This window comes from Glaciimonas immobilis (assembly GCF_011947285.1).
GTDB lineage: Bacteria > Pseudomonadota > Gammaproteobacteria > Burkholderiales > Burkholderiaceae_D > Glaciimonas > Glaciimonas immobilis.
Genome location: NZ_JAAOZT010000017.1, coordinates 1 through 20,344 on the forward strand (window position 1 = coordinate 1; position 20,344 = coordinate 20,344).

Genomic DNA, 20,344 nt, shown 5'->3' on the forward strand with positions numbered 1-20,344 from the left:
CCAGCCGCAGTTCAAATCGTCGCCGGTGATGCTGCGCCGGCTGAGTTTCGGCGAACCCGAACAGTGGCTGTTGAACCGCATGGCCGAACTTGATGGCAGGATGGTCGAGCCATTCGCAAATGTGAGTCTGGGCGGCAGCAAGCGCAATGTGGACGCAGCGGCATCCGACGAGACCCGATAGCCTTTCATTGGGAAGCGATCCTCCATTAAAAGGCGTGCGGCCTCCGGCAAGCTTGTGCAAGTCAGACTGCAATAGGTTGGCAGCAAACATCGGCTTCCAAATGCGCGGTGTTAGTTGATCCACGATTGATGCCGAATGCTGGCCGACACGCTGCAGCACGTCGACGAAATAGTCCTACGTATTGATGTCGTGCAGTCGGCACGTGACCAACAAGCTGTGCACGACGTAGACCTCAGTAAATTCATCTACAGTTTTTTGCCCCCCCTCACATAGGTAGTAGTAGCGTTTTGTAGACAAATTTATCCTAACAAAAAAACGGTAAATTTGTCTGCACCCGCCGTCCACAGAAAAATTCGTCTACACCCAATTTGGATTTCATAAAGCTTATTCTAAGCTATTGAAATCATGGACGATTTCATACGATACTCCCTTCCGACATTGCCAAACGCTCACGCAGTGAGCGCCTGCTCGACGCGTTTGTATACATGAAGTAATCGAAAAATTTTTGGCCTCAACGACAAGGATTTTTTATGAATAATTCATAGGACTGTTCATAGGACTGTTAAAAGGGCTGGGGTTCTTGCTCATCACCATGACATGAAGTTCAAGGAATCGGTTTATGTGCTCCGGCAGTTCGCTCATTTTCTTGTAATAAACGGCAAGCTCCGCGGGAATACGGTCATTGATCACAGCACACTGTACTTGTGCAAGCAAATGTACCCGCGGGGTTTCCGCCTCATTTTTTGGCGCTTGCACATTCAGCCATTGATAATTTGATTGACTGCAGATTCTGCCAGCGCTATTGAAATCGGTATGTTTGTTTTGTTGTTGCTTAGCATAGGTTACAAGAGAGTCTTATTGCCTTCGATGTATACTCAAAGCTCTCGCAATCGATAGTCCAGATGTGTCAAACAGCGAGATCAATTTTCCACTTTTTGTTAGAGTCAGCAAGTTCGTAATATTTTCCAGTCCTTGCTGGCTAAGGCCTTTCAAAGATAGGACTGCCAAATATGCACGCTGATTGATGGAAGATATCAAACGCTGTTTGACACCTAGAATAGTCGTCAGAAATTGGAGCCATTGTGCGCAAAAGCGTTCGCGTCAGATCATGGAGGCGATGTCGGAGGCCCCGGTTGGATACGCGAACATCGTCGTCTTCAGATCCTCAGCCGTTAGCCCCTTTCGGATGGACAACGCGAAGATATTAATCACCTCTTCGACGTGCGGCCCGATCAGGTGTGCGCCCAGAATGCGGTCGGTACCTTCTTCAACAAGGACCTTGAACCCGTAAGCCGATTCCGCGACGCGCCGCGCTGTGTACCAGTCCGCTGCATTCTCGCTGCGCATCCGAAACTTGAGCCCATTTTCGTGCGCCTGTTTTTCGCTAAGACCGACCGATGCAATAGGCGGAATCGTAAAGGCAACGCTAGGCACGCCGAGGTAGTCCAGCTTCTGATAATTGCCGTTTAGCATGTTCGCGGCAACGACTTTCGCATCATGGCTCACCACTGGCGTTAGCGGCGGACCGCTCGATGCCGCGTCACCTACCGCATAAATCGCAGGGTTGGACACGCCCTGCAGAAACTCCTTTAGCGTGAGATGACCCTTCTCGATCACCACCCCTGCGACGGCCAGATCGAGCGGTTCGAGATCGGGAACGCGGCCCGCCACATATACCATCAGATCGGCATTGAACATCTCTTCCCTATCGTTCAGGGATGCGCGGATGGCTAGACCGTCGTTACTTTTTTCTATGGCTGTCACACGCGTCCGGATCCGCACGTCGATCCCGGTTTGGTAAAATTTTCCATGAGCCAGCTGACAAGGTCGGGATCGAACGGCATCAGCATGCGCTTCGCCTTCTGGATCACAGTTACTTGTGCACCTGCTCGAGCCACAATGTGAGCAAAGTCGGCGGCGATGAAGCCGCCACCAAGAAAAACGATTTTCTTTGGCAGTTGATTGAGCGAAGTCAGTGCTCGTGACGAGATGTTCCTCGCCGAGAATGCCAAGACGCATCGGCACCGCGCCGACGCCTATCAGGATGAATCGCCCTGTAAGCACTTCGCCGCCCACCTCGACCAAGTGCGACCCGTAGAAGTGGGCGCGACCATGATAGGTATCGATATTTTTTTTTGCGAAGAATGTTTCTTTCATCGCTGGCACGGGCTCCGTGAACGTGCGCTTGAAAAAGTTACGATGGACAAGAGCGGTGCGAATAAAGCGGCCATTGATGCGGTCAACACCCAGCATAAAAAAGCCATCATCGTGCGTCAGATAAAGTATCTCAACAACATCGACGAAAAAGATCATCGCGCCATCAAACGCGTCACTAAGCCATCTGCTTGCACGTTGCTGAGCATTTCCTACAAGCCTCTGCGCATTGCCGCATGGTAGCGGTTTGGCCCTTTTCGCATTCGCTTGCACAGGCGTCACACACGTTCGCGCACGCAGTAAAAATTCCTTGGCTCTGTGCTAATCCGCTCGACATGCTCTTGACGCAAAGAACGCACGTGTCTGCGCAAAGTTCGCACAGCTTGATGCACGTCACCATACTGCTGTCTTGATGGTTAATGCATTCATTGGCGCATTGCGTACAGGAATTGAAGCAGTCAAGCAGTGAACTAATCTCGCTACCCGCTTGTTGTGTCTGGCTTTCCATTTCCCTACTCCTTCAAAAGTTTAAAAATTGAACGGTGAAAAAATTATCTGTTGCTGGACTTATTCGATGGCGTGTAAGAACGATAAGTTCAATACTCCCCACAGCTCAGACGACGGTAGTAGTGCTTTGATCAACATGCATCTGAGCAATTGGTGTGTGACAGATTCTTTCCTTTTATTCAAATTTTCTGGCGGCGACTTGGATCTTAGTTTTTGTTGGTGAGAAACGCTTTGCTATTCGGTACGGCAACCCGATGCTAAAATATTTATCATCGGAAACAAGCGTCCGATACCCTGGGTCCTGATCGGCGGAAATGTATTGTTTAGTACGTTAACGTCGCTGTTGGATTTACTAAGCAAGTGGCAGTAGCTAAATTTGAAAAGGAACCTGTTGCTGTTACGTGAATGCTTAATTAACGAATTATAAGTTGCTTGAAAAATTATTTTCCCTAAATCAATGTAGATTTAATAATTAATTTGTAGGCGAATTTACCCGATAGACTTCCCCAAATTGGGTCTAAATAACACCTGACAGACTTTTTAAGCCTGCGAATTTAAAGAATAACTAATGAGAATTTTCTAGGTTGCGCGCGCGTAGACAAATTTACCGTGACGTTGTCGTGAAATTTGCCGAGGTCTACGCGTTCCGAGTGCGCTTGAGTTGCAAAAGGGGCTGCGGGAGTATAACGCTGGTGTCGCCTCTCATCCCATTCAAGACTGGAAAGGTCCCGGCGTTCCTCAGGATATCGGAGAGCACGACGGGCGCAGTCTGGTAACCGCCGTCGGCTAAGAAGATAAGTTTGATTTTTGTGCTGGCCATTGCGTTCAACGTGGGACCTGGTGTTGCCTCAAGGCATCCCTCACTAATTTTAAGACTTCTGACTGTTCGTGCTCCGGCGCAAACAGCGGCGCGCGACGCGCGCATTGCTGCTGTAGGTGCGACAGAAAATCGGGTTCCCGGCTCGCCCGGTCAAGTAGGCGGGCCAATTGCTGACAGTCCCCCGGCGGAAAATAGCCGTCGTAGGCGAGGCCCAGCATGCCGATGTTGCCCGGTATCCGGCTGGCCAACACTGGCACCCCGGCGGTGACTGCCTCAATGATCACATTGGCACCGCCCTCCATGACGCTCGAGATGACTAACGCCTTTGCCCGTTTGATGTGCTGTCGCGTATCGCCATGCGGCAAGCCCCCCAGCCAGACGTAACGCGTGACAGTGGGCCAAGTGTGCGCCTGCAAAGTCTGTGCAGCGTGTAGATACACGCTCTCCAGCGCATCGCCGATGTGAATCAGGCGCACAAGCGAATAATCCGGCAGCAGTTCTAGCGCTCGCATCGGCGTCAGCGGGTCCTTTTCCGCCCGCATATGGCCCACGAGCACGACGTCGAAGGTGCGTCGGTTCGGCGTCTCCGGGGTCGACGCGGGTGCGGATTGGTAGATAACGCGGCACTTGGCGCGATGCGACGAGGCAAGCTCGGCCAGGCCCTCGTCCTGCAGCACGACCAAGTGGCTGGCCAGATCGAGGGAGCGCTGGGCGCCCCCATCGCTGCGGATATCGCGGTACAAATCGGTGCCGGTCAACACCACCACCAATGGGCGATCCGGGTAGCGCTCCGCAAATTTGGCGATCGCACTTCCCGAGCGCCGCGCGTGCAGCGCAATCAGGCACGCGGGCGGCTGGTCCTGGTCGTCGGCGGGCGGCCAATCGGTTCCCAATGTAATTTCATAGGCGGGTTGCAGGAAACGGGACCAGCGATAGGCGGTCTGCCAATTGCCATTGTTGGCTTTCTGGAGCGCTGGGCTGATAATGGTCACTCTGGCCTTGGGAGTACGCATAATGATAGAGAAGGAAGGGATCGTAGCGAGAAGGATAAACCAATTCGCGCTGGATGACGCATTCGTTGACGCCCATTGCAGAATCTGGGCGACCCTCGCGGATCTGACGCCGTCCCAATGGCAGGTTCCTTACGATCCGGGGATCAATCCGCCGTTGTGGGAGTATGGCCATGTTGCATGGTTCACCGAACGGTGGGTACTGCGCGACGCGTATGCCAATCAGCGTGGCGAGTTCGTTGCTAGCCGCCCCTCGCTGCTGGCGGACGCGGACCGCTGGTTCGATTCGATGCGCGTCGCCCATCAAGACCGTTGGCATCTCGACCTTCCCCCACTGGCGGAGATACGCGACTACGTGGACACCGTGCAGCAAGGTGTGCGCGCCAGACTTGCCACCGTGCAGGACACCGATCAAGCGCTCTACTTTTTTCGCCTCGCGTTGTTCCATGAAGACATGCACGGCGAGGCGCTGGCTTGCATGCGCCAAACCATGGACTATCCGCTGCCTGCGCCGTTGCTGATGCCATCCATTGAACGCGATGCCGGCGACGTCGTGATCGGCGGCGAGACGTTCGCGATGGGGTCATCCGTTGGCGACGGATTCGCGTTCGACAATGAAAAATGGGCTCACGAAATCCAGATCGCTCCCTTTCATATTGACCCTCAATGCGTGAGCAACGGCGCATTCGCCGAATTTGTCGCGGCGGGTGGTTACCGCGACGCACGTTGGTGGTCGGCGGAGGGCATGGCATGGTTGAAGCGTACCGGCCTCACAAAACCGTTGCGCTGGCGAAAATCGCCGCACGATGGCTGGGAGCAACGCTGGTTCGGTCAGTGGGTGCTGCTGCCACTTGATGCCGCGGTCTGCCATGTAAATCTTTACGAAGCGAAAGCCTTTTGCAGGTGGAGCGGGCGGCGCTTACCGACCGAAGCCGAGTGGGAGTATGCCGCCAGCCACGATTTGATCCGTTGGGGAGGCGCGGTATGGGAATGGACGGCCGATCCCTTCGAGCCCTATCCGGGCTTTACGCCGGACCCCTATCAGGAATATTCGGCACCGTGGTTTCACACGCACCGCGCCGTGCGCGGCGGCTCCTTTGCCACCAGCGACCGTATGCATCATCCCCGCTACCGAAACTTCTTTCTGCCGCATCGCAATGACATTTTTTCTGGTTTCCGTACTTGCGCGACGGCCTGAGGATCAGCTATCTAACGACCACTATGCCAACCATATGAGGGTGGATGGCGCAAAAATATTGTAGGTGCCTTGCGTTGCAAACGTGAAGGAAAATTTTCACCCGTGTCCCGTAGACATCGGCAAATTCAACTACAGTTTTCTGACCTCTTTCATAGGTAGCGATAACTTTTTGTAGACAAATTTACCCTCACAATAAAAACAGTAAATTTTTCTACAGGCAGCATTTTCTGCAAAATTCATCTACACGCAGCTTAAATTTCTTAAAACCTATTTTAAGCTGTTGAAATTATGGATGGTTTCACACGATACTCGTCCCCGATACTATCAAAACGCTCATACGACGCGCGTCTGATCGAAGCGTACGGTCTGAAGCTCGGCTAACGCCTGCAATGTTTGAATCACCATGGATTTCAGCAATGGCTGCGGTTGGAGTCGGATCCGTTAGGTGAAACATTTTGCGAGCGGCCTGCGGTGATCGAGGGAATGAAATGATGCCGGGTAAGGCCGTCAAGGCCTTTGTCAGCGGTAACAAAAATGACGTTGCTGATGCGCCGCAATCTGACTTGCAGTGCAGCAACCCAGCGTGCGCGCAGTCGCAGTCAAGACCGAAGCGCAGCAAGCGATACTGCATTACACCGGAATCAGGTCGGAACCTTTGTTCTTCATGTACCAATAACGCCCATACTACCCTCGCATTTTTATTTGCCAGAGCGACCGCAGCGACATTTTTATTTCGTCGACTGAATAAGTTATTGAGCCAGGTAGCAGATGGTTTATTGTCGGCAAATCGAATCACCGCTCGTGCTCCATGAATCAAAAGCGTGCGTAAATAAGTGTCACCGCGTTTGCTGATGCCTAAAAGCACGGATTTGCCCCCACTGGAATGCTGTCGGGGAACCAGTTCTAACCACGCAGCTAGTTGGCGCCCGCTCACGAAATTCTTACCATCTCCAATTGATGCTCTAATGCCGTGGCAGGGATGAGACCTATTCCTGGTATTTATGCAAGTTTTCTGCTCATTTCTGCAGAACGGTGCCATTGTTGAATTTTGTCATCCATTTCATCGACCTGTTTATCCATGTCTTTCAAGTGATCATACAAACGTTGTAGCAGATCTCGAAAGCTTGCCGGCAAATCTGATTTTTCCATGATTTCAGGGAGGCGCCTGGCGATGTTCGCAATTGCTTGCGCAATAATGATGCCGAACTCGGACAGTAATTCGCGAATTTGGTTTGCTTGAGCTGTTCTCACTTTGATAAAAGACTGACGCACTCGGTGCAATGACAGAACAGCTTGTTGTTCGTCGGTTTTTATTGGAACGAAGCGCATATTAGGCCGAGAAACGGCCTCGCAAATTGCTTCTGCATCGGCCATGTCTTTTTATTGGTCTTGACATAGGCCTTCACGAATTAAGGAGCCATCAGTCTCACAGTATGCCCCATCGTCGTCAGTTTCCTGCCCCAGTAATGGGCGCTGCCACACGTTTCCATTCCAATCAAACACGGTTGCAGTTGAGCAAAGAACTCCACCATTTTTACGCGATCTAGTTTCTTTCGAAGCACCGCATTTCCATGATCGTCGACGCCATGAACTCAAAACAGATTCTTTTCTAAATCGATTCCAATAGTAGTAATCTTCATTTTGGACGCTCCTTTCGTTCGGGGGGGTACCGCTCCAATTTTGGCACGTTGATGCCGTTTAAAAGAGGGCGTCCATTCCATCAGAACCCCAAACATTATTGCTGGCTATACCAATACCTCGGACACGATCGCCTGTAACGACCAGCGCGCTTCTAACCTGGTACCGCTATTCAGACCCGATTGAATCCAAAAATTGCCAGCAGACGACTCTACCCGCTCACGCATACTTTTTAACCCCAAGCCCCATCGAGTCGCAGAGGAAAAATCGCGTGGATTGGCATCGAACCCCTGACCGTTGTCACGGATGATCAAACGCATATTGGCGTGCTCTACGTGAAGAGAGACAGTGACTTGGGATGCCTGTGCATGCTTGGCGACATTGTTTAATGCCTCCTGTATGATGCGAAAAATGTCCAATTTCAGCACTTCCGGGACTTCCGCTTCAATCACATCTAGATCAAGATTTAGGCGCATATTCTGGTATGCTTTTCTGTAAATGCGGCAATGCCATTGAATCGTCGGAATCAGCCCCAAATCGTCCAGGCTACTTGGACGCAATTCAATCGAGATACGCCTGACTTCATTCATTGCTTCCCGCAGCCGTACCACCGTCTCATCAAGAATTTTCTCGCCCTCGTCCGACTTTCCGCTTTTCACCTGTCGCGCGGCATCTTCTATCATAAACTTTATCATTGCCAACACTTGTCCAATGCCGTCATGTAATTCAGATGAGACGCGTTTCAGCTCGAGTTCGTGCGCTGCAATTAAACGATTCGAAAATTGTTGAAGTTTGGGCGCTGATCGATCCAAGGTTTGCAGTAAAGCGTTGCGATTCGTTTTTTCTGTGAGCAGCAGCAACATAGAACGCGTGATGCCATCAGAATGTTCAATCGACTGAGGCACGATAGTGAGTGTACTTTTGCGACCGCTACGACCTATGAAAAGGATCTCAAACGATTCGAGCTTGCCAGACTTCAGCGGAAAGGTCAGTATTTGATCAAGGCCCCCCTGACCATTTTCTACTAATTGCGCTAACAAGGTATCCTGCAATTCTTCCACCTTAAATCCCAGCATTGCCGCCGCTATCTCGTTGATGCTCAGTATCCTGCTTTGGCTATCGACGATTATCGAGGCTATCCCGATCAGCTCGGTCAACTCACCAAACTGTGACTTCGACAACTCCAGCTCGCTAGACATCCCGCGCATGGTCATCATCACTTGCTGCAGCTTTAACATTATTGTCTCCTTGCGAGCCTGAGAACCCACTTCGTGAACTGTATTCATTGGGAATAATAAGGTTTCCGAGTATCAACATACTGACGCGGTTACCTAGCTTGACTTCCATCATACATTGCGCATCATAGTAGTTACCGCCATCCTGCAAGCCCGGTCCACCCCGGCCATTTATTTCTGCGGCGGCAGCATACCGCTGTTCAGCGTTTGGCATCGCAGGCAATGCGTTAGTATATGTCGTTCCCTTTGGTTGCCTTGGCGGAGTAAGCAGTGGTGACATCGCTTTGGTCGTCACCGTATTTTTCGACAGGGCTTGCCCGACCGTCCTGGCCGGTGCCGGCCTCGCTTCCGCTATCTGCGCTGTATGCGCTCAGAACAAGCATGATAAGCAACACCAGGGGGAACAATGACGGTTCCACTTTGCAGTGTACAATCGCCACAATCAATCTCCTTTTCCATGCTCCTGCCTACGTCTAAAGCTGACACGTTAGGTTAAGGACCAGACGTCATAGCAGGCGCGGAAAAGAGGGCATCGCTCAATACAGGATTGAGCATAACATGGTCAATCACTATGCGTTCAGTGGTACGGGTACCGCCGATCGCGGTGTCCAGCACGTGGGGGATCTGAAGCCCGTGCACTTTCTTGTAGCCGGAAAAATAGGTCTCTACCGGCCAAGCTGTTCCTCCTATCATCCTGATACCGTCAATTTTGGTATCGAGAAAGGTGTCGGCATCGATCCAGAGATGGCGCACCTGACCGTCGCGCAATGTCAATGCGAGGCGATAGTTATTGCGTCCATCCACTAATTCGATGCCATCCAGAAGCACTTTGGTCCCTTTTGCCGCGCTATCCATGAGTGGACCATCCAGATCCTGTTGCGTCGCCGCCGCGCGCGCAGTTTGTGGCGCGTATTTCAGCGCTATAGCCCCGCTAGATGTAGGCATCACCATCCACCCTTGCATCCCATCGAAGACCTGAATCGCTGTCGACCCATGGTATTGAATTTCCAGATACATCTTATGCGGCCGCTGCATATGCAAGGTGAATGGAACAGTCCGGTCGCGCGCTCCTTTACCAACGGTTAATTGAGCGCCCGAACGCGGTTTGTGGGTACCATTCATAGTGCTAAGCTGGACCTCCTCCATCCGGCCGACCTCACTTAAACCGGTGACCGCATGCCATGCGTCAATGCCCCCGCGCGCGACGCCATTGCGGGCGATGATTTGGGCGGCAGTGAGTGTCTGTACTTGCGGATTTTCGGCAGCAGATCCTTGCTGAATCGGCGCGATCGCGTGGGCTTTGAAGGCGATTGTCAGCATCGCTATCCAAATAATACGCATGGTCGGCAGCAGCAAGGTGTGTAAGACGGATAAACGGAAGATCCGGACGGCCTCGCGGTCGCGTATCCCCTTCTCGTTGGAGCATATTGCCATTAAGCGCGCTGGGTTTTTCATATCTTCTCCTCTGCCTTTGCGGCCATTCGACGTTTTGAACGCCTGTACTTAGAACGACAAAATACGCTAAATTGTATATTCTTACATTTTTCTGGTGAACCAGTTTTACGGTTTTGCGAACCGCGTATCTGGAAGATCCGCGTTGATCAGTACTTTATCCACGATTATTCTTTCAGCATCCTTCAGCCCGACACCGTGGGTTTCCATCTTGAAGGGAATCATCACGCCGTCGATGCGGCGGTAATCGCTCAGCAGCGTCGTCATCGCCCGCGAACGACCGCCGACATCCCTGACACCATCGACCTTGATATCCAGGAACGTCGCAGCATCCACCCATACCAGACGCACGTCTCCATCGCGTAACGCCACCCTGAGTCTATAAGCGCGCACGCCATTTACGCTATCCATACCTTCCATGCGGATTTGACTGCCCTTGGCGGCTGCATTAATCAGCAGACCGTCAAGCTCCTGTTGGGAAGCGGCAATTTTTATTTCCGCGGGACTAAACGATTCGACCGTCGTGCGCCCCATGAAAGGCCGAACCTTCCATCCTGCGCTACCGTCATAGACCTGAATCGCGGTATCGCCGGCGAAGTCAAGCTCCAGCCGACTTTTGCGCGGCCGCTTCAAATCCAGCCGAAACGGCAAAGCAATCACCTCCTCTGATTTTACGGGCGTTTCAGCGATCATCATGCGCCGCTGACCGGGGCGCAGATTCGACGGACCCGATGAGTAGCTATCGACCGTGCCGGGAGGAGTGGGATGGGTCCGTCCAGCATCTATCTTACCTACAAAGGACATCGAACGAATTGCAGCCCAAGCGGTTGCCCCACCCCGCGCCACGACATTCTTATCGACGACTTGTGCTGCACCCAACGGTGGGGTTTCTGCCCGCGCGGCCGGAGACAGGAAAATTACCACGGCTAGACACACGCATAATGTTGAGGGAATGGAAAGACGATAGTGGCTGTTCATGATGTGCTTCTCCTTTTCATTCAATAATATTCCGCCCCAGCTATTCGACCAATTATTCAACCATCAGGTCGTCCGCATGGAACGCTCCAACCTCAATATTTACCCGGTTACCGCGCCGCACCACTTTGCTGGCGTTTCCGAAAATAATGAAATAGTCCCGCCCAGCCACCAACGACGACACTTGTCGCAGTTCCCCGACATTTTCCATGGCGGGAACGGCTAGCATCGCCCCGCTCGGTTTGTCGGTCAAATACGGCTTGGCTTGATGGTCGAGTAGCAACCTCGCCTTTTCAGGGTCTGTAACTTGGTATTTAAATTGCAGCATCCAGTTAGAAGAAACCAGCCGCACGCCTATTACGTTAATACCCCACATCCGCTCCAGTTGCGGATTGTGGTTGATGCGCCAGGCGTGCGCGGCATCGCGCGGATCTTCCTGGTTATCAGCATACGCGCCGCTACAAAACCCAAGGAAGGCTAGCATGATGATGGCACGGGCAACGCTACAAACGCCATTGTGCCAGCCGTCCATTATTGGGGGCGCGACACTGACTCCACGCTCCCTACCGGTAACGCCCGACCAGCTTGAAACGTCCCTGTCCCGCGCTGTTTTTTTTTGCCGATTCATACCGTCCCCTTGCCTGCTTATTACCCACTTATCGCGTTATGCCGCTTATAGCAACGACCTGCGTGCTACCAGCCCCACCGCCGCTATTGTCGCGCACCAATAATGATGCGCTGACCGCTCCCCCCAACGCCAGCGGATGATAAGTCACTGTGATCCCGCAGGTAGCGCCGCTAGCCAATGTGGGGCCACAGTTACTCGCTATAGCGAACTGCACCGGATTACTAGATGTGATACCGGCTATCGTCAGCAATGACTTCCCGCTATTCGACAGTTGTACCGTACCGGTCCCGCAGACCGCCTGTCCAGGCGCACCGCAGTTGAGCGCAGAGGGTATCGATGCTGGTGTTAATGCACTCAACAGCGCAACCGGTGGGGGCGTCCCGCTGACTGCCGCTGCCAGTGTAGTCAATGGGTTAGCGTTTGCCACCAATGCATTTGTGCTTGCGATTAGTGACGCTGTGCCCAGCAATGTATTTGCCCCGCCGACAATCCCGTTATTGACCTGCGTCGCGCCGATGTCAAACCCCGGTAAGCGACCAGCTGCTGGCCGAGGAACACCCAGATAATCGAAGCTGGTCGCCCGGATCTGACTGCCTGGATCAGCGCCTATGCCGTTGTTATACGCGGCCCCGCCGGTGGTAATGCTGTAGTTACCGTAAGGTACTGCACCTGGTTGAAGCGGATCAGTCAGGGACAGCGGACCATATTTCAGGTCGACAAAGTTTCCGGCCTCATCCATCGTGACACCGGCAACCATGCTGAAAGGAGGCAGGAATGGCTGACCCGGCTCGAACTTCATACCGGGATTGGCACGCGGGCCGTTACAGTAACTCTTGGTCAGCCCAGGGTCGCTCACGCTGATACCGTGACTAGGATTGCTGCCATAGATAGAACCTGCTGGCGAAAGAACCGAGTTGTACATATCCGTTACGGTAAATCTGGATGCTGCCGCCGAAACATCGCCGACCGTGCCAATATCCCAATACGCTGGCGTTCCGGTGCAGTCGCTGGCATTTACCGACGGTGGCAGCACGTTGCAGGTCCGATCATTGGTATTGTTGCTCGAGCAAACGTTGGATGCACCCGCACCACGGGTTGCGTCGACATAGAACGACCTGTTATGCCAAATGATGTCATTGAATATATCCGGGTTGGAATAAGTATTGCGCGCCTTGGTCGCCGCGACCGGCACCCCCGCCGAAGCAGTGGTCGGCAACACTGCAAGCAGCGCCGACGAAGTCATTTCAGTGCTGATACCAGCCGGGCTCGCATACGATGTGGTAGGACCACGGCCATTGATGCCGAACAAAGCGCCGACGATGGCAGCACTATCGTTGTTAGCGATAGTATTTTCATGAATCACCGCCTTCAGCGTGTCCACCAGCGAGATGCCGCCACCCGACCAGCCCGCCACGTTATTCGTGATGATATTGTTAGTGATCGTTGCCCTGTACCATTTTTCGGGATTGGTTGGGTTGCTGATAACGTCGTTGCCGTTCACCTGTTGCAACCGAATCCCACCGCCATGACCGGACTGCGCAAAATTACCGACGATTAGGTTCGAATCAATGGTGATATTGCCGGTACCGTTGGAAAATGTGGTGTTGGTAGTCAGATCGCCTTCAATATCGATCCCGCCGCCATGCACGGTCATCGTCTGTTGGGCACTCTGATTAAACAATATTTTATTATGGGCAATCACGCCGTTCATGTTGACGCCGATGGCACCGATGCCGCCGCCGCCGCCGTTACTATAGTTACCACAAATGAAGTTGTAATTTACCGCATAATTATCGGTACCGGTACAGATAGACACCCCTGCTCCGGTTCCTGTCGAGTTGGCACCGCCTGCACCCGGTGTCGCTTCGACAGTGCCGTTGTTGGTGATGGCGTTGTGATGGATATTCACGCCGACGTCATAGCCATAACCATTTACAGGAGGAGTTTCTTCCTCAAATGGAGAGCCGATCCGTAAACCCCCATGCATAGAGCTCGAATTGCCATAGATGCGGTTATTCGAAATTTCAAGTCCATGGGTCCAACCGTTGGCGTAGATGCCGCCGCCCGCATCGCTGCCAGTGATGCTTAGGCCATCTATCCGCGATTTAGCACAGAGGAAGTTCGAATCGCCCATATTCCAGCCGGTCGGCTGTATGGTGACCTTGCTAGGCACGCCCTGATTTTTCGCGATCACAGCAAAATAATTGCTCGGTCCATTGTTTCCTGAAGTCGTACTGGCGCAATCGCTTTGCGGTAGATTTTTGGCCAGGACGGCTATTCCAGGCCCTTCTTCTGTCGCCAGTATGGTTGGTTCGAGCAGCACGACGCCACCGGTGATGGGAGTTTGGGTCGGAAGCGGATCGATTTGCGGTTTATCGCTCAGATTACCGGTCGTGACATCCACTCCGAACAGCTTATTAATTCTCGGTCTCCAGTCTTCCAGCTTTTGCGTCGGATATTTCGCAGCATTGATCACCACCGAGGCAGCACCTACGCCTTGCAATTGCACCGGTTTCCACATAATCAACAGTTCAGGATAGGTTCCCGCATCCACAATGATCAGATCGCCAGGCCGCGCGCTATCGATCGCGTCTTGAATCGGATGCGGAAAGCCAGCATCCGAGGCCGTGGCTGGGCTCGGATTAAAAAAGGCGGGTTTCACCACTACGGGAACCGCACCCCCGACAGTCAGCGTGACCGAATCCACACTAGACAATCCCGCTGCATTGGTGATCAGCAACTCACCGGTCGCCATACCGCTTGGGACCGTTGCAGTAATGTTGGCGTCGGACCATGACACATTGGTCAGGGCCACACCATTGATACTAATCGTGCCCGCAATCGGACCGAACCCATAGTGCCGTTTGATCGTGCGCTGGTTGAATGGCGCGCTAGTCGCACTAGGTCCCTGATATGCCGGATTTGGCACATCCACGTCGCTCAGCGCGGTGATCTTCACAATATGCGTACCGTCAGCCGCAGCCACCCACGGTCCTACGTTGTCGCCGTCAACGCGTTTAATGGAGGGCGTGCTGTCGGGATAATTGCAATCGGCCGGATTGTAACCATCGGCAAACGCAGCCACTGGCAACACAGGCGTATCAAGATAGACAGTTGCACCCGGCATGTAAGGGTTGGTATAGCAAAAATGGCTGAATGAGGGATTGAACAATGGGTCCGAAATCAATTGTCCCAAGGTTGAAGAACCGGGGCGCATATCGACGATTGGACCGGAATCATTCATACAAGCGATCAGCATATTCGGAGAATATCCAGCGGGGTTCGGTACGTTGACTTGCCAGGTCGATGGTGCCATACCGTTGTAGGTACCCCATTGGTCGGAATACACCCGCGAAATTTCGACGCCATGCATATCCCGGATCGACACTGGCGCATAGGCGATGGCGAATTTCTCACCGAAATCGGGCGAGGTGGCATTTATTTCAGTCGCAGCATCATCAAGGATCAAGCCAGTGAAATGTGCAGCAACCGGTGTATTACTGTAAATGAAGAAACTTGCTTTGCCGGTCGCCTGGTCGGCAAGCTGTACTTCCTTGCGATCGCAGAGCGGTTTGACCGCCCCCGCGAACGGTGCTACTTGACCGGAGCCGGGGAACAGGCTCATGAAATCAGGCACCGTACGCAAGGTACCAACGCAGGTTGGAAACTGGACTTTAGCACCCTGGAACCCAAGGCTGGTAGTGGCATTATTCGGGTTCTTTGGATTGTAATATGCACCCACCTGGGCTTGATCGGGCATGATGAAAATGTTGGTCAACGCACTGAACTGCTGGGCTACCGGCGCTACCCACGCGTCACCGATCAAGATGTTCTTGTCTTCTTCCTTGACAATCTCGTATCCGGCCGGAGGAATAATTTCGACCACATATCTCCCCGGCGCCAGAGGCAAGCCCGCAGCATCGGTAGTGAATGCATAGGCGCCATCGTAGACGGCAGGTTGAACCTGGTTCCATAAGTGGAAGCCGTCGTAGCACTTGAACTGGTTAGATGCGCCAAGGGTGTAGGTCAGGAACGGATCTTTGCCGTCTTGCCCTGGACACACCATATTCGGTGTTCCATCGGCCTTGGTACCGTTGGCGTAATCGTCCCAGCTGGTGGTCTTGGTGGAGTTCACCAGCCTGAGCGCTGTCGTGCCGTCGGCATTCAGCAACTTCTTATACAAATTAACGATGACGCGGGGGACGCCCGGCTCCCATTTAAACTGCACCTCAAGGCCCGGATCATCAAAGCCACGGGTCGAGGCATACACAACCATGCCTTGAATCCCACCGTTTTCGCCAACATTGAAAGGACGCTTGCCCCAATCCAAAATCTGACTCTGATTGATGAAACCTTGCAAACCTTCATACAGCACGCTACTACTGTCCTTACGGTTGGTGCCGTTACTCAATCCCGGTGGAACCGCACCAAAACTCTCACCCGTAATCGGGTCATTCCAGACATAGGAAGAATTCAGAATACCGCCGGTTTTTGAACACGGCATGGCACTATTCTGGTTGGCTGCGCCAATGGTGCCCTGTCCCGTAACCGGTTGATAGGTAACGCAATCGGGCAAGCCGCCAGCGTCAACCGTAACGTTGACACCGGTACCGGCAAAGCGCGTACGGTCTGATTCGACCACGTACCAGTTAAATAGAGGGAAAAGCTCGTAAAACACCGCATTGCCATCGGAATCGGTCGGTAATACGTTGGAGACGGAACCATCACGGAACCGGATTGTGACGGGTACCTGCGCGATACCGGGCTCGCCGGCATCGCGCGTGCCATTGCCGTTTTGATCAATATAGGTACTCGTCACCACCCGCGTGAACCAACTAAATACCGGGATGTTACCCAATGTCACCGCACCCGACGGTACCCGATTACCATTTTTATCCGGCGTGTTGTTGGCCAATACCTGGACGGACTTGAAGGCGATGATCTGATCCAGCCAATGATCCCAGATCACCAGCATGTAAGAGCCCACAGGAATATTGGTGAGCGTGAAATTACCGTCATCGTCACAAGCAGCGAAGCCAATATTCAGACCCAGCTCACCCTGCTGGTTGAGACCTACCATACAAGACGTAGCAGCCAGCGGTCCACGCACGCCGGAATCCCAGAGGGTTTCCTTGACCGGACGCGACATATGAAGGCTAGTAATGCGTCCTGATACCGTCGTCGTGGCAAGCGCAACCGGCCCGGTGACTGGAGGTCCTTCGTTATCGGCACCTGGTGCCGGTGGAATCCCGCTTGCAGGAACATGCGTCGCAATAATATTTTGCTGGGCGATATGGGCAGGATTGAGAAAACCAATAAAGGTATGGAAGCCCGGAGGGCCAAACTCCTGAAAGTAGGCAGGCTCACCCGATTTGACAAAAGCATCCTGCGCCGGGGTGCCTTCCAGAGTCGATATCTGATGCCAGACTTCTCCTGCACCGCGCCGCACCGCACCGGGGTGCGCCATTACGTCAAAGCGGCCAGGCATCAGATTTTTAACCAATGCCTGTCCTTGCAAAACGTAATCCGCGCTAGGGTTAGCAGGATCGATAGGGTCATTAGGGCATGTCAGAATTACGCCGGTCAAGTCCTTACCCGCGTAATTAAGACTGGTAGAACTTGTGCCAGAAGTGGTGGGGCTATAAACATTGGGGCAACCGGGTGATCCCAGCAACGCATTCGTCAATGGCATGTTGAAGGCGTCGTACGTTATTTGACCGATCGCATCGCCGGAGCGACCTGCGGTATCCCAGATACGGATTTCAAATCCTCCCAGACCGTTTTCGGTCGCATCGGGATCACCATTGGTCGGGCTGCTGTCTTCAAAAATATACACCGACAGCTGTGCTGGGCGCACAGGATTGGGCTCCACTTTAATAATGGTGGCAGGATATGCGGCTCCAGCTAACGGTGCAATCTGACCGCCACTGATCGTATGTCCACATTTAGCGTCATTGGCACCGGCAGCGCCAGGGTTTAAGCAATCCGGAGTGAGTAGAGGATCACCCGCAAAGGCACTTACAAAAGGATTAGCCGCATCACCCGGCAAAATGGAAATGTAATACCACTTGTTCGGATCAAGCGCGACATCGGACGGCAGCGAACGCGGTTTCGGCACTACGGCTGTGCCGCCGACGCTCTGTGCATCCATGCAACTTAATATTCCGGTACAGCCGGAAGCCACGACCGGCATGTAGCTGCGGAAAAAACTGGTGGCCAAACTCGGCGTCGGTTTACCGTTGATGATCGGCGGGGTCACACCGACATTCGCATTGTGCCAGGTCTGATCCTCTTCAATTATCCAGCTGTAATCGTTAAGCAATACCTTCCCGTTCTGGGCATCGACCAGCGTTATCGGCAAGCCACTTCCCGCCGGAAATACTACTGTCGCGGTTTGGGAGGGACTGGCGGTACCCTGACTATTCACTGATACGAATTGGAACGTACAGGTGGCGGGGGCAGCCGCACAAGGTGTCGCAGTAAAGGAGCCGTCGCTACCCAGCGCTACCCAGCTCGGCGCAACCCCCGCAAACTTTGCAGTCAGCGGATAGCCGTTGGGGTCAGCTGCACCTTGCAGCAAGCCAGCACCGCGCGGCACTTTCAACAGCGATGCGACATTGCTTGGATAGGCGGTCGTCGCAGTGTTGTTATAAGTCCGTACCACGGCAGTCGGTGCAGCACCGGTGGCCTCGAAGGTTATCGATACCAACGCGCACACGGTGGCCGAATCATTGCCGCAATAGGTAAAGCTATCAATCGTAGCCGTACTCGTGCGGGTGGGAGCAGTGGTCACCGTATAGCTGAATTTGCCATTAGTGTTAAGCGTCACGTTGCCGTGCGCCAACACTGTAGTGGACGTGGTGGCGCCATTAGTCAGCGCCTGCCCCTGAATGACGGCGCGGACTACCCCGATGTCATTGGTCAGCACGTTGTCGTTCAAGACGGTCGCGTTCGGTGAGAGCGTGTAATAGTCGGGGTTGGCCGTAGCGGTCACCGCTGGTTTGGCACTGGTACCGATATTGGTATTGAGGGCACGTACCAACGCGGAGCCGGTCAGCGTGGCGGTTCTCGCTGGCGCAACAACCAGGTATCCCTGCATCCCTCCCTTGGTTTCGTTGCCTGATGTCAGGCCAAGTCCCCGATCAAAAAATGGATACACCGCATCGGTGTATCTTCTTTGCGTACCGGTCGCTGCGCTGGCCTTGGGAAGCAATAATGCATCAATCGTTTTACCCGCTGGCATATTGACTTCATTCTGCACCTTGGTATTACCCGGTGCCACGTTGCCATCCTCGCCAATTAGCGTAAACGGTAGTCCGACGACGGCGGGGGTATGCGTGCGCAAACCTGCATTCACCATCCGCAACATGATGTTGCCCGTGACGGCGTCGCTGCCGGCCAAATCTGGCAATACCGCCGACGAGTCTGCGGGGCTGGTTTGATTGTAGGGTTTGCCATTCACCATAAAATAAGTCGGTGCATAGTTGACTGCCGCCGGATAACACGGCACCTGCGCAACGCCGGTTGCGACGGGCTTTTGCGATTGGGTACAACGCGCATCATTCCAGCGGATTGATTCGCTGGTTCCGGCTACCGCTGCTGCATCCACCGCTGTATTCTGGGTCACATCAATCTCAGAAAATAGCAAGGTTGCATCCATGTCGTAAGGCACGCCGACTAATCTGGCAAGTGGCGATGGTGTGCCAGCGTAATTAGCATACGCGCCAGGAAAAGCATGGCCGGGCGACTCCAGCGTTTGCGATGCCTCGGCACTCCCTGCTCCCTCGATTTCATACGTTGGCCTGCGCGTTACAATCAGCACGCCATACAACCCCATCGGTGCCTGCAAAGACGGATGACTTCCGGTTTCATATAAATAGGTGCCTGGCTTGAGGTACTGAGGATTCCTGGCTGCTGGCGCAATATTCGTATTCCATGTGTAGGCGATTGTGCCGTTGAAGGCGGCCTCCTGACTAAAGGCGCGGGCACGCATGCCCTGTTGCGGTGGAGTGAAACCAGCCGCCGCTTTAGCTGGCCAGGTGGTTGCAGTTTGCGGTGGATGATCAACCGGCGTGAAGTCCCGCGTAGGGCTTCCCGCGCTGCCGCCAATCTGACCAAGGATCACGAGCGAAGTGGAAATGCCCGCCGCCAAATTGTTTTTTAAACTTATATTGAGTTGATTCCCGATCGGTACGACAATCGTCGGACCGGGTGCCCAGGCCATATTGACTACCGACTTGGTGGTTCCAGGCACCGGAGTGCTGCATGGGTTAACGTTAAGTAGCACACCACCGCTTAACGCCGAACTTTGCGCACGGTCATCTGAACAGTAGCCCCACATCGGAACGATGGTGCCGTCAGGCAGCGTTTTACTCATGCGCTGCGCGCTTAGATGCACTGTCGTGAGTGCACCGGTCTGGGCGATTGCTGAGGTTACCGTCAGGGCCATCGCAGTTGCGACAATGGCGAATTTAAGCGGTAATCGCCTCAATATAATTGTCATTTTCATTTTTATCCTCACCTGTCGCAAGGCGACTATCCATCGA

General features: G+C 53.4%; 12 protein-coding genes and 3 pseudogenes. 3 read left to right on the forward strand and 12 right to left on the reverse strand.

Annotation, left to right across the window (positions count from 1 at the left end; all coding sequences use genetic code 11):
* Positions 1 to 181, forward strand: a 181-nt coding sequence (locus HAV38_RS19870) for a hypothetical protein (protein ID WP_168055520.1), incomplete at its 5' end; no start/stop codon positions are given.
* A gap of 57 nt (positions 182 to 238) precedes the next feature.
* Here the strand turns inward: HAV38_RS19870 and HAV38_RS21990 are convergent.
* Positions 239 to 412 (reverse strand): annotated as a pseudogene (locus HAV38_RS21990) (transposase domain-containing protein); the annotation flags it as partial.
* An 870-nt stretch (positions 413 to 1,282) separates the two neighbouring features.
* Positions 1,283 to 2,434 carry an FAD-dependent oxidoreductase gene (locus HAV38_RS21705; protein WP_342448189.1) on the reverse strand — a complete coding sequence of 384 codons (1,152 nt, stop codon included), beginning with the start codon at positions 2,432 to 2,434 and terminating at the stop codon, positions 1,283 to 1,285.
* On the opposite strand from HAV38_RS21705, the pseudogene HAV38_RS21715 reads away from it, so the two are divergent.
* A pseudogene (locus HAV38_RS21715) lies at positions 2,369 to 2,521 on the forward strand (IS6 family transposase); the annotation flags it as partial. The gene HAV38_RS21705 and the pseudogene HAV38_RS21715 sit on opposite strands and share 66 nt — an antisense overlap.
* On the opposite strand, the gene HAV38_RS22390 reads toward HAV38_RS21715, so the two are convergent.
* Together HAV38_RS22390 and senB are read right to left on the reverse strand one after the other, a co-directional pair.
* Positions 2,514 to 2,843, reverse strand: a complete 330-nt coding sequence (locus tag HAV38_RS22390; protein ID WP_483413864.1) for a four-helix bundle copper-binding protein — start codon at positions 2,841 to 2,843, stop codon at positions 2,514 to 2,516. The pseudogene HAV38_RS21715 and the gene HAV38_RS22390 sit on opposite strands and share 8 nt — an antisense overlap.
* Positions 2,844 to 3,667: 824 nt before the next feature.
* Positions 3,668 to 4,675 (reverse strand): selenoneine biosynthesis selenosugar synthase SenB, encoded by a 1,008-nt coding sequence (gene senB / locus HAV38_RS19880; RefSeq protein WP_168057151.1) that lies wholly within the window; start codon positions 4,673 to 4,675, stop codon positions 3,668 to 3,670.
* A gap of 1 nt (position 4,676) precedes the next feature.
* Here senB and senA point away from each other — a divergent pair, with 1 nt between their 5' ends.
* Positions 4,677 to 5,870 (forward strand): selenoneine synthase SenA, encoded by a 1,194-nt coding sequence (gene senA, locus HAV38_RS19885; RefSeq protein WP_245182480.1) that lies wholly within the window; start codon positions 4,677 to 4,679, stop codon positions 5,868 to 5,870.
* 655 nt (positions 5,871 to 6,525) lie between these two features.
* On the opposite strand, the pseudogene HAV38_RS19895 reads toward senA, so the two are convergent.
* From HAV38_RS19895 to HAV38_RS19930, 8 genes and pseudogenes are all read right to left on the reverse strand, one after another.
* Positions 6,526 to 7,510, reverse strand: a pseudogene (locus tag HAV38_RS19895) (IS110 family RNA-guided transposase); the annotation flags it as partial.
* Positions 7,511 to 7,615: 105 nt separating this feature from the next.
* Complete coding sequence (locus tag HAV38_RS19900; RefSeq protein WP_168057152.1) at positions 7,616 to 8,746, reverse strand: sensor histidine kinase; 1,131 nt, start codon at positions 8,744 to 8,746, stop codon at positions 7,616 to 7,618.
* On the reverse strand, positions 8,700 to 8,957 hold the full coding sequence (locus HAV38_RS19905) for a hypothetical protein (RefSeq protein ID WP_168057153.1): 258 nt from the start codon (positions 8,955 to 8,957) through the stop codon (positions 8,700 to 8,702). The genes HAV38_RS19900 and HAV38_RS19905 overlap by 47 nt, the downstream gene beginning before the upstream one ends.
* A gap of 13 nt (positions 8,958 to 8,970) precedes the next feature.
* A complete protein-coding gene (locus tag HAV38_RS19910; RefSeq protein ID WP_168057154.1) occupies positions 8,971 to 9,183 on the reverse strand; it encodes a hypothetical protein in 213 nt (70 codons plus the stop codon).
* Between the two features lie 52 nt (positions 9,184 to 9,235).
* On the reverse strand, positions 9,236 to 10,198 hold the full coding sequence (locus HAV38_RS19915) for a LolA-like protein (protein WP_168057155.1): 963 nt from the start codon (positions 10,196 to 10,198) through the stop codon (positions 9,236 to 9,238).
* A gap of 105 nt (positions 10,199 to 10,303) precedes the next feature.
* Positions 10,304 to 11,173 (reverse strand): LolA-like protein, encoded by an 870-nt coding sequence (locus HAV38_RS19920; protein ID WP_168057156.1) that lies wholly within the window; start codon positions 11,171 to 11,173, stop codon positions 10,304 to 10,306.
* 52 nt (positions 11,174 to 11,225) lie between these two features.
* Complete coding sequence (locus HAV38_RS19925) at positions 11,226 to 11,798, reverse strand: hypothetical protein (protein ID WP_168057157.1); 573 nt, start codon at positions 11,796 to 11,798, stop codon at positions 11,226 to 11,228.
* Positions 11,799 to 11,826: 28 nt separating this feature from the next.
* Positions 11,827 to 20,307: a hypothetical protein gene (locus HAV38_RS19930; protein WP_168057158.1), complete on the reverse strand. Its 8,481-nt coding sequence runs from the start codon at positions 20,305 to 20,307 to the stop codon at positions 11,827 to 11,829.
* Positions 20,308 to 20,344 lie beyond the last annotated feature (37 nt).

What these genes read in the sequence shown, in the direction of transcription:
- HAV38_RS19930 (WP_168057158.1), bottom strand. Translation starts at nt 20,307, where the DNA reads ATGAAAATGACAATTATATTGAGGCGATTACCGCTTAAATTCGCCATT.
- senB (WP_168057151.1), bottom strand. Translation starts at nt 4,675, where the DNA reads ATGCGTACTCCCAAGGCCAGAGTGACCATTATCAGCCCAGCGCTCCAG.
- HAV38_RS19925 (WP_168057157.1), bottom strand. Translation starts at nt 11,798, where the DNA reads ATGAATCGGCAAAAAAAAACAGCGCGGGACAGGGACGTTTCAAGCTGG.
- HAV38_RS19905 (WP_168057153.1), bottom strand. Translation starts at nt 8,957, where the DNA reads ATGCCAAACGCTGAACAGCGGTATGCTGCCGCCGCAGAAATAAATGGC.
- HAV38_RS19920 (WP_168057156.1), bottom strand. Translation starts at nt 11,173, where the DNA reads ATGAACAGCCACTATCGTCTTTCCATTCCCTCAACATTATGCGTGTGT.
- HAV38_RS21705 (WP_342448189.1), bottom strand. Translation starts at nt 2,434, where the DNA reads ATGCTGGGTGTTGACCGCATCAATGGCCGCTTTATTCGCACCGCTCTT.
- HAV38_RS19900 (WP_168057152.1), bottom strand. Translation starts at nt 8,746, where the DNA reads ATGTTAAAGCTGCAGCAAGTGATGATGACCATGCGCGGGATGTCTAGC.
- senA (WP_245182480.1), top strand. Translation starts at nt 4,677, where the DNA reads ATGATAGAGAAGGAAGGGATCGTAGCGAGAAGGATAAACCAATTCGCG.
- HAV38_RS19915 (WP_168057155.1), bottom strand. Translation starts at nt 10,198, where the DNA reads ATGAAAAACCCAGCGCGCTTAATGGCAATATGCTCCAACGAGAAGGGG.
- HAV38_RS22390 (WP_483413864.1), bottom strand. Translation starts at nt 2,843, where the DNA reads ATGGAAAGCCAGACACAACAAGCGGGTAGCGAGATTAGTTCACTGCTT.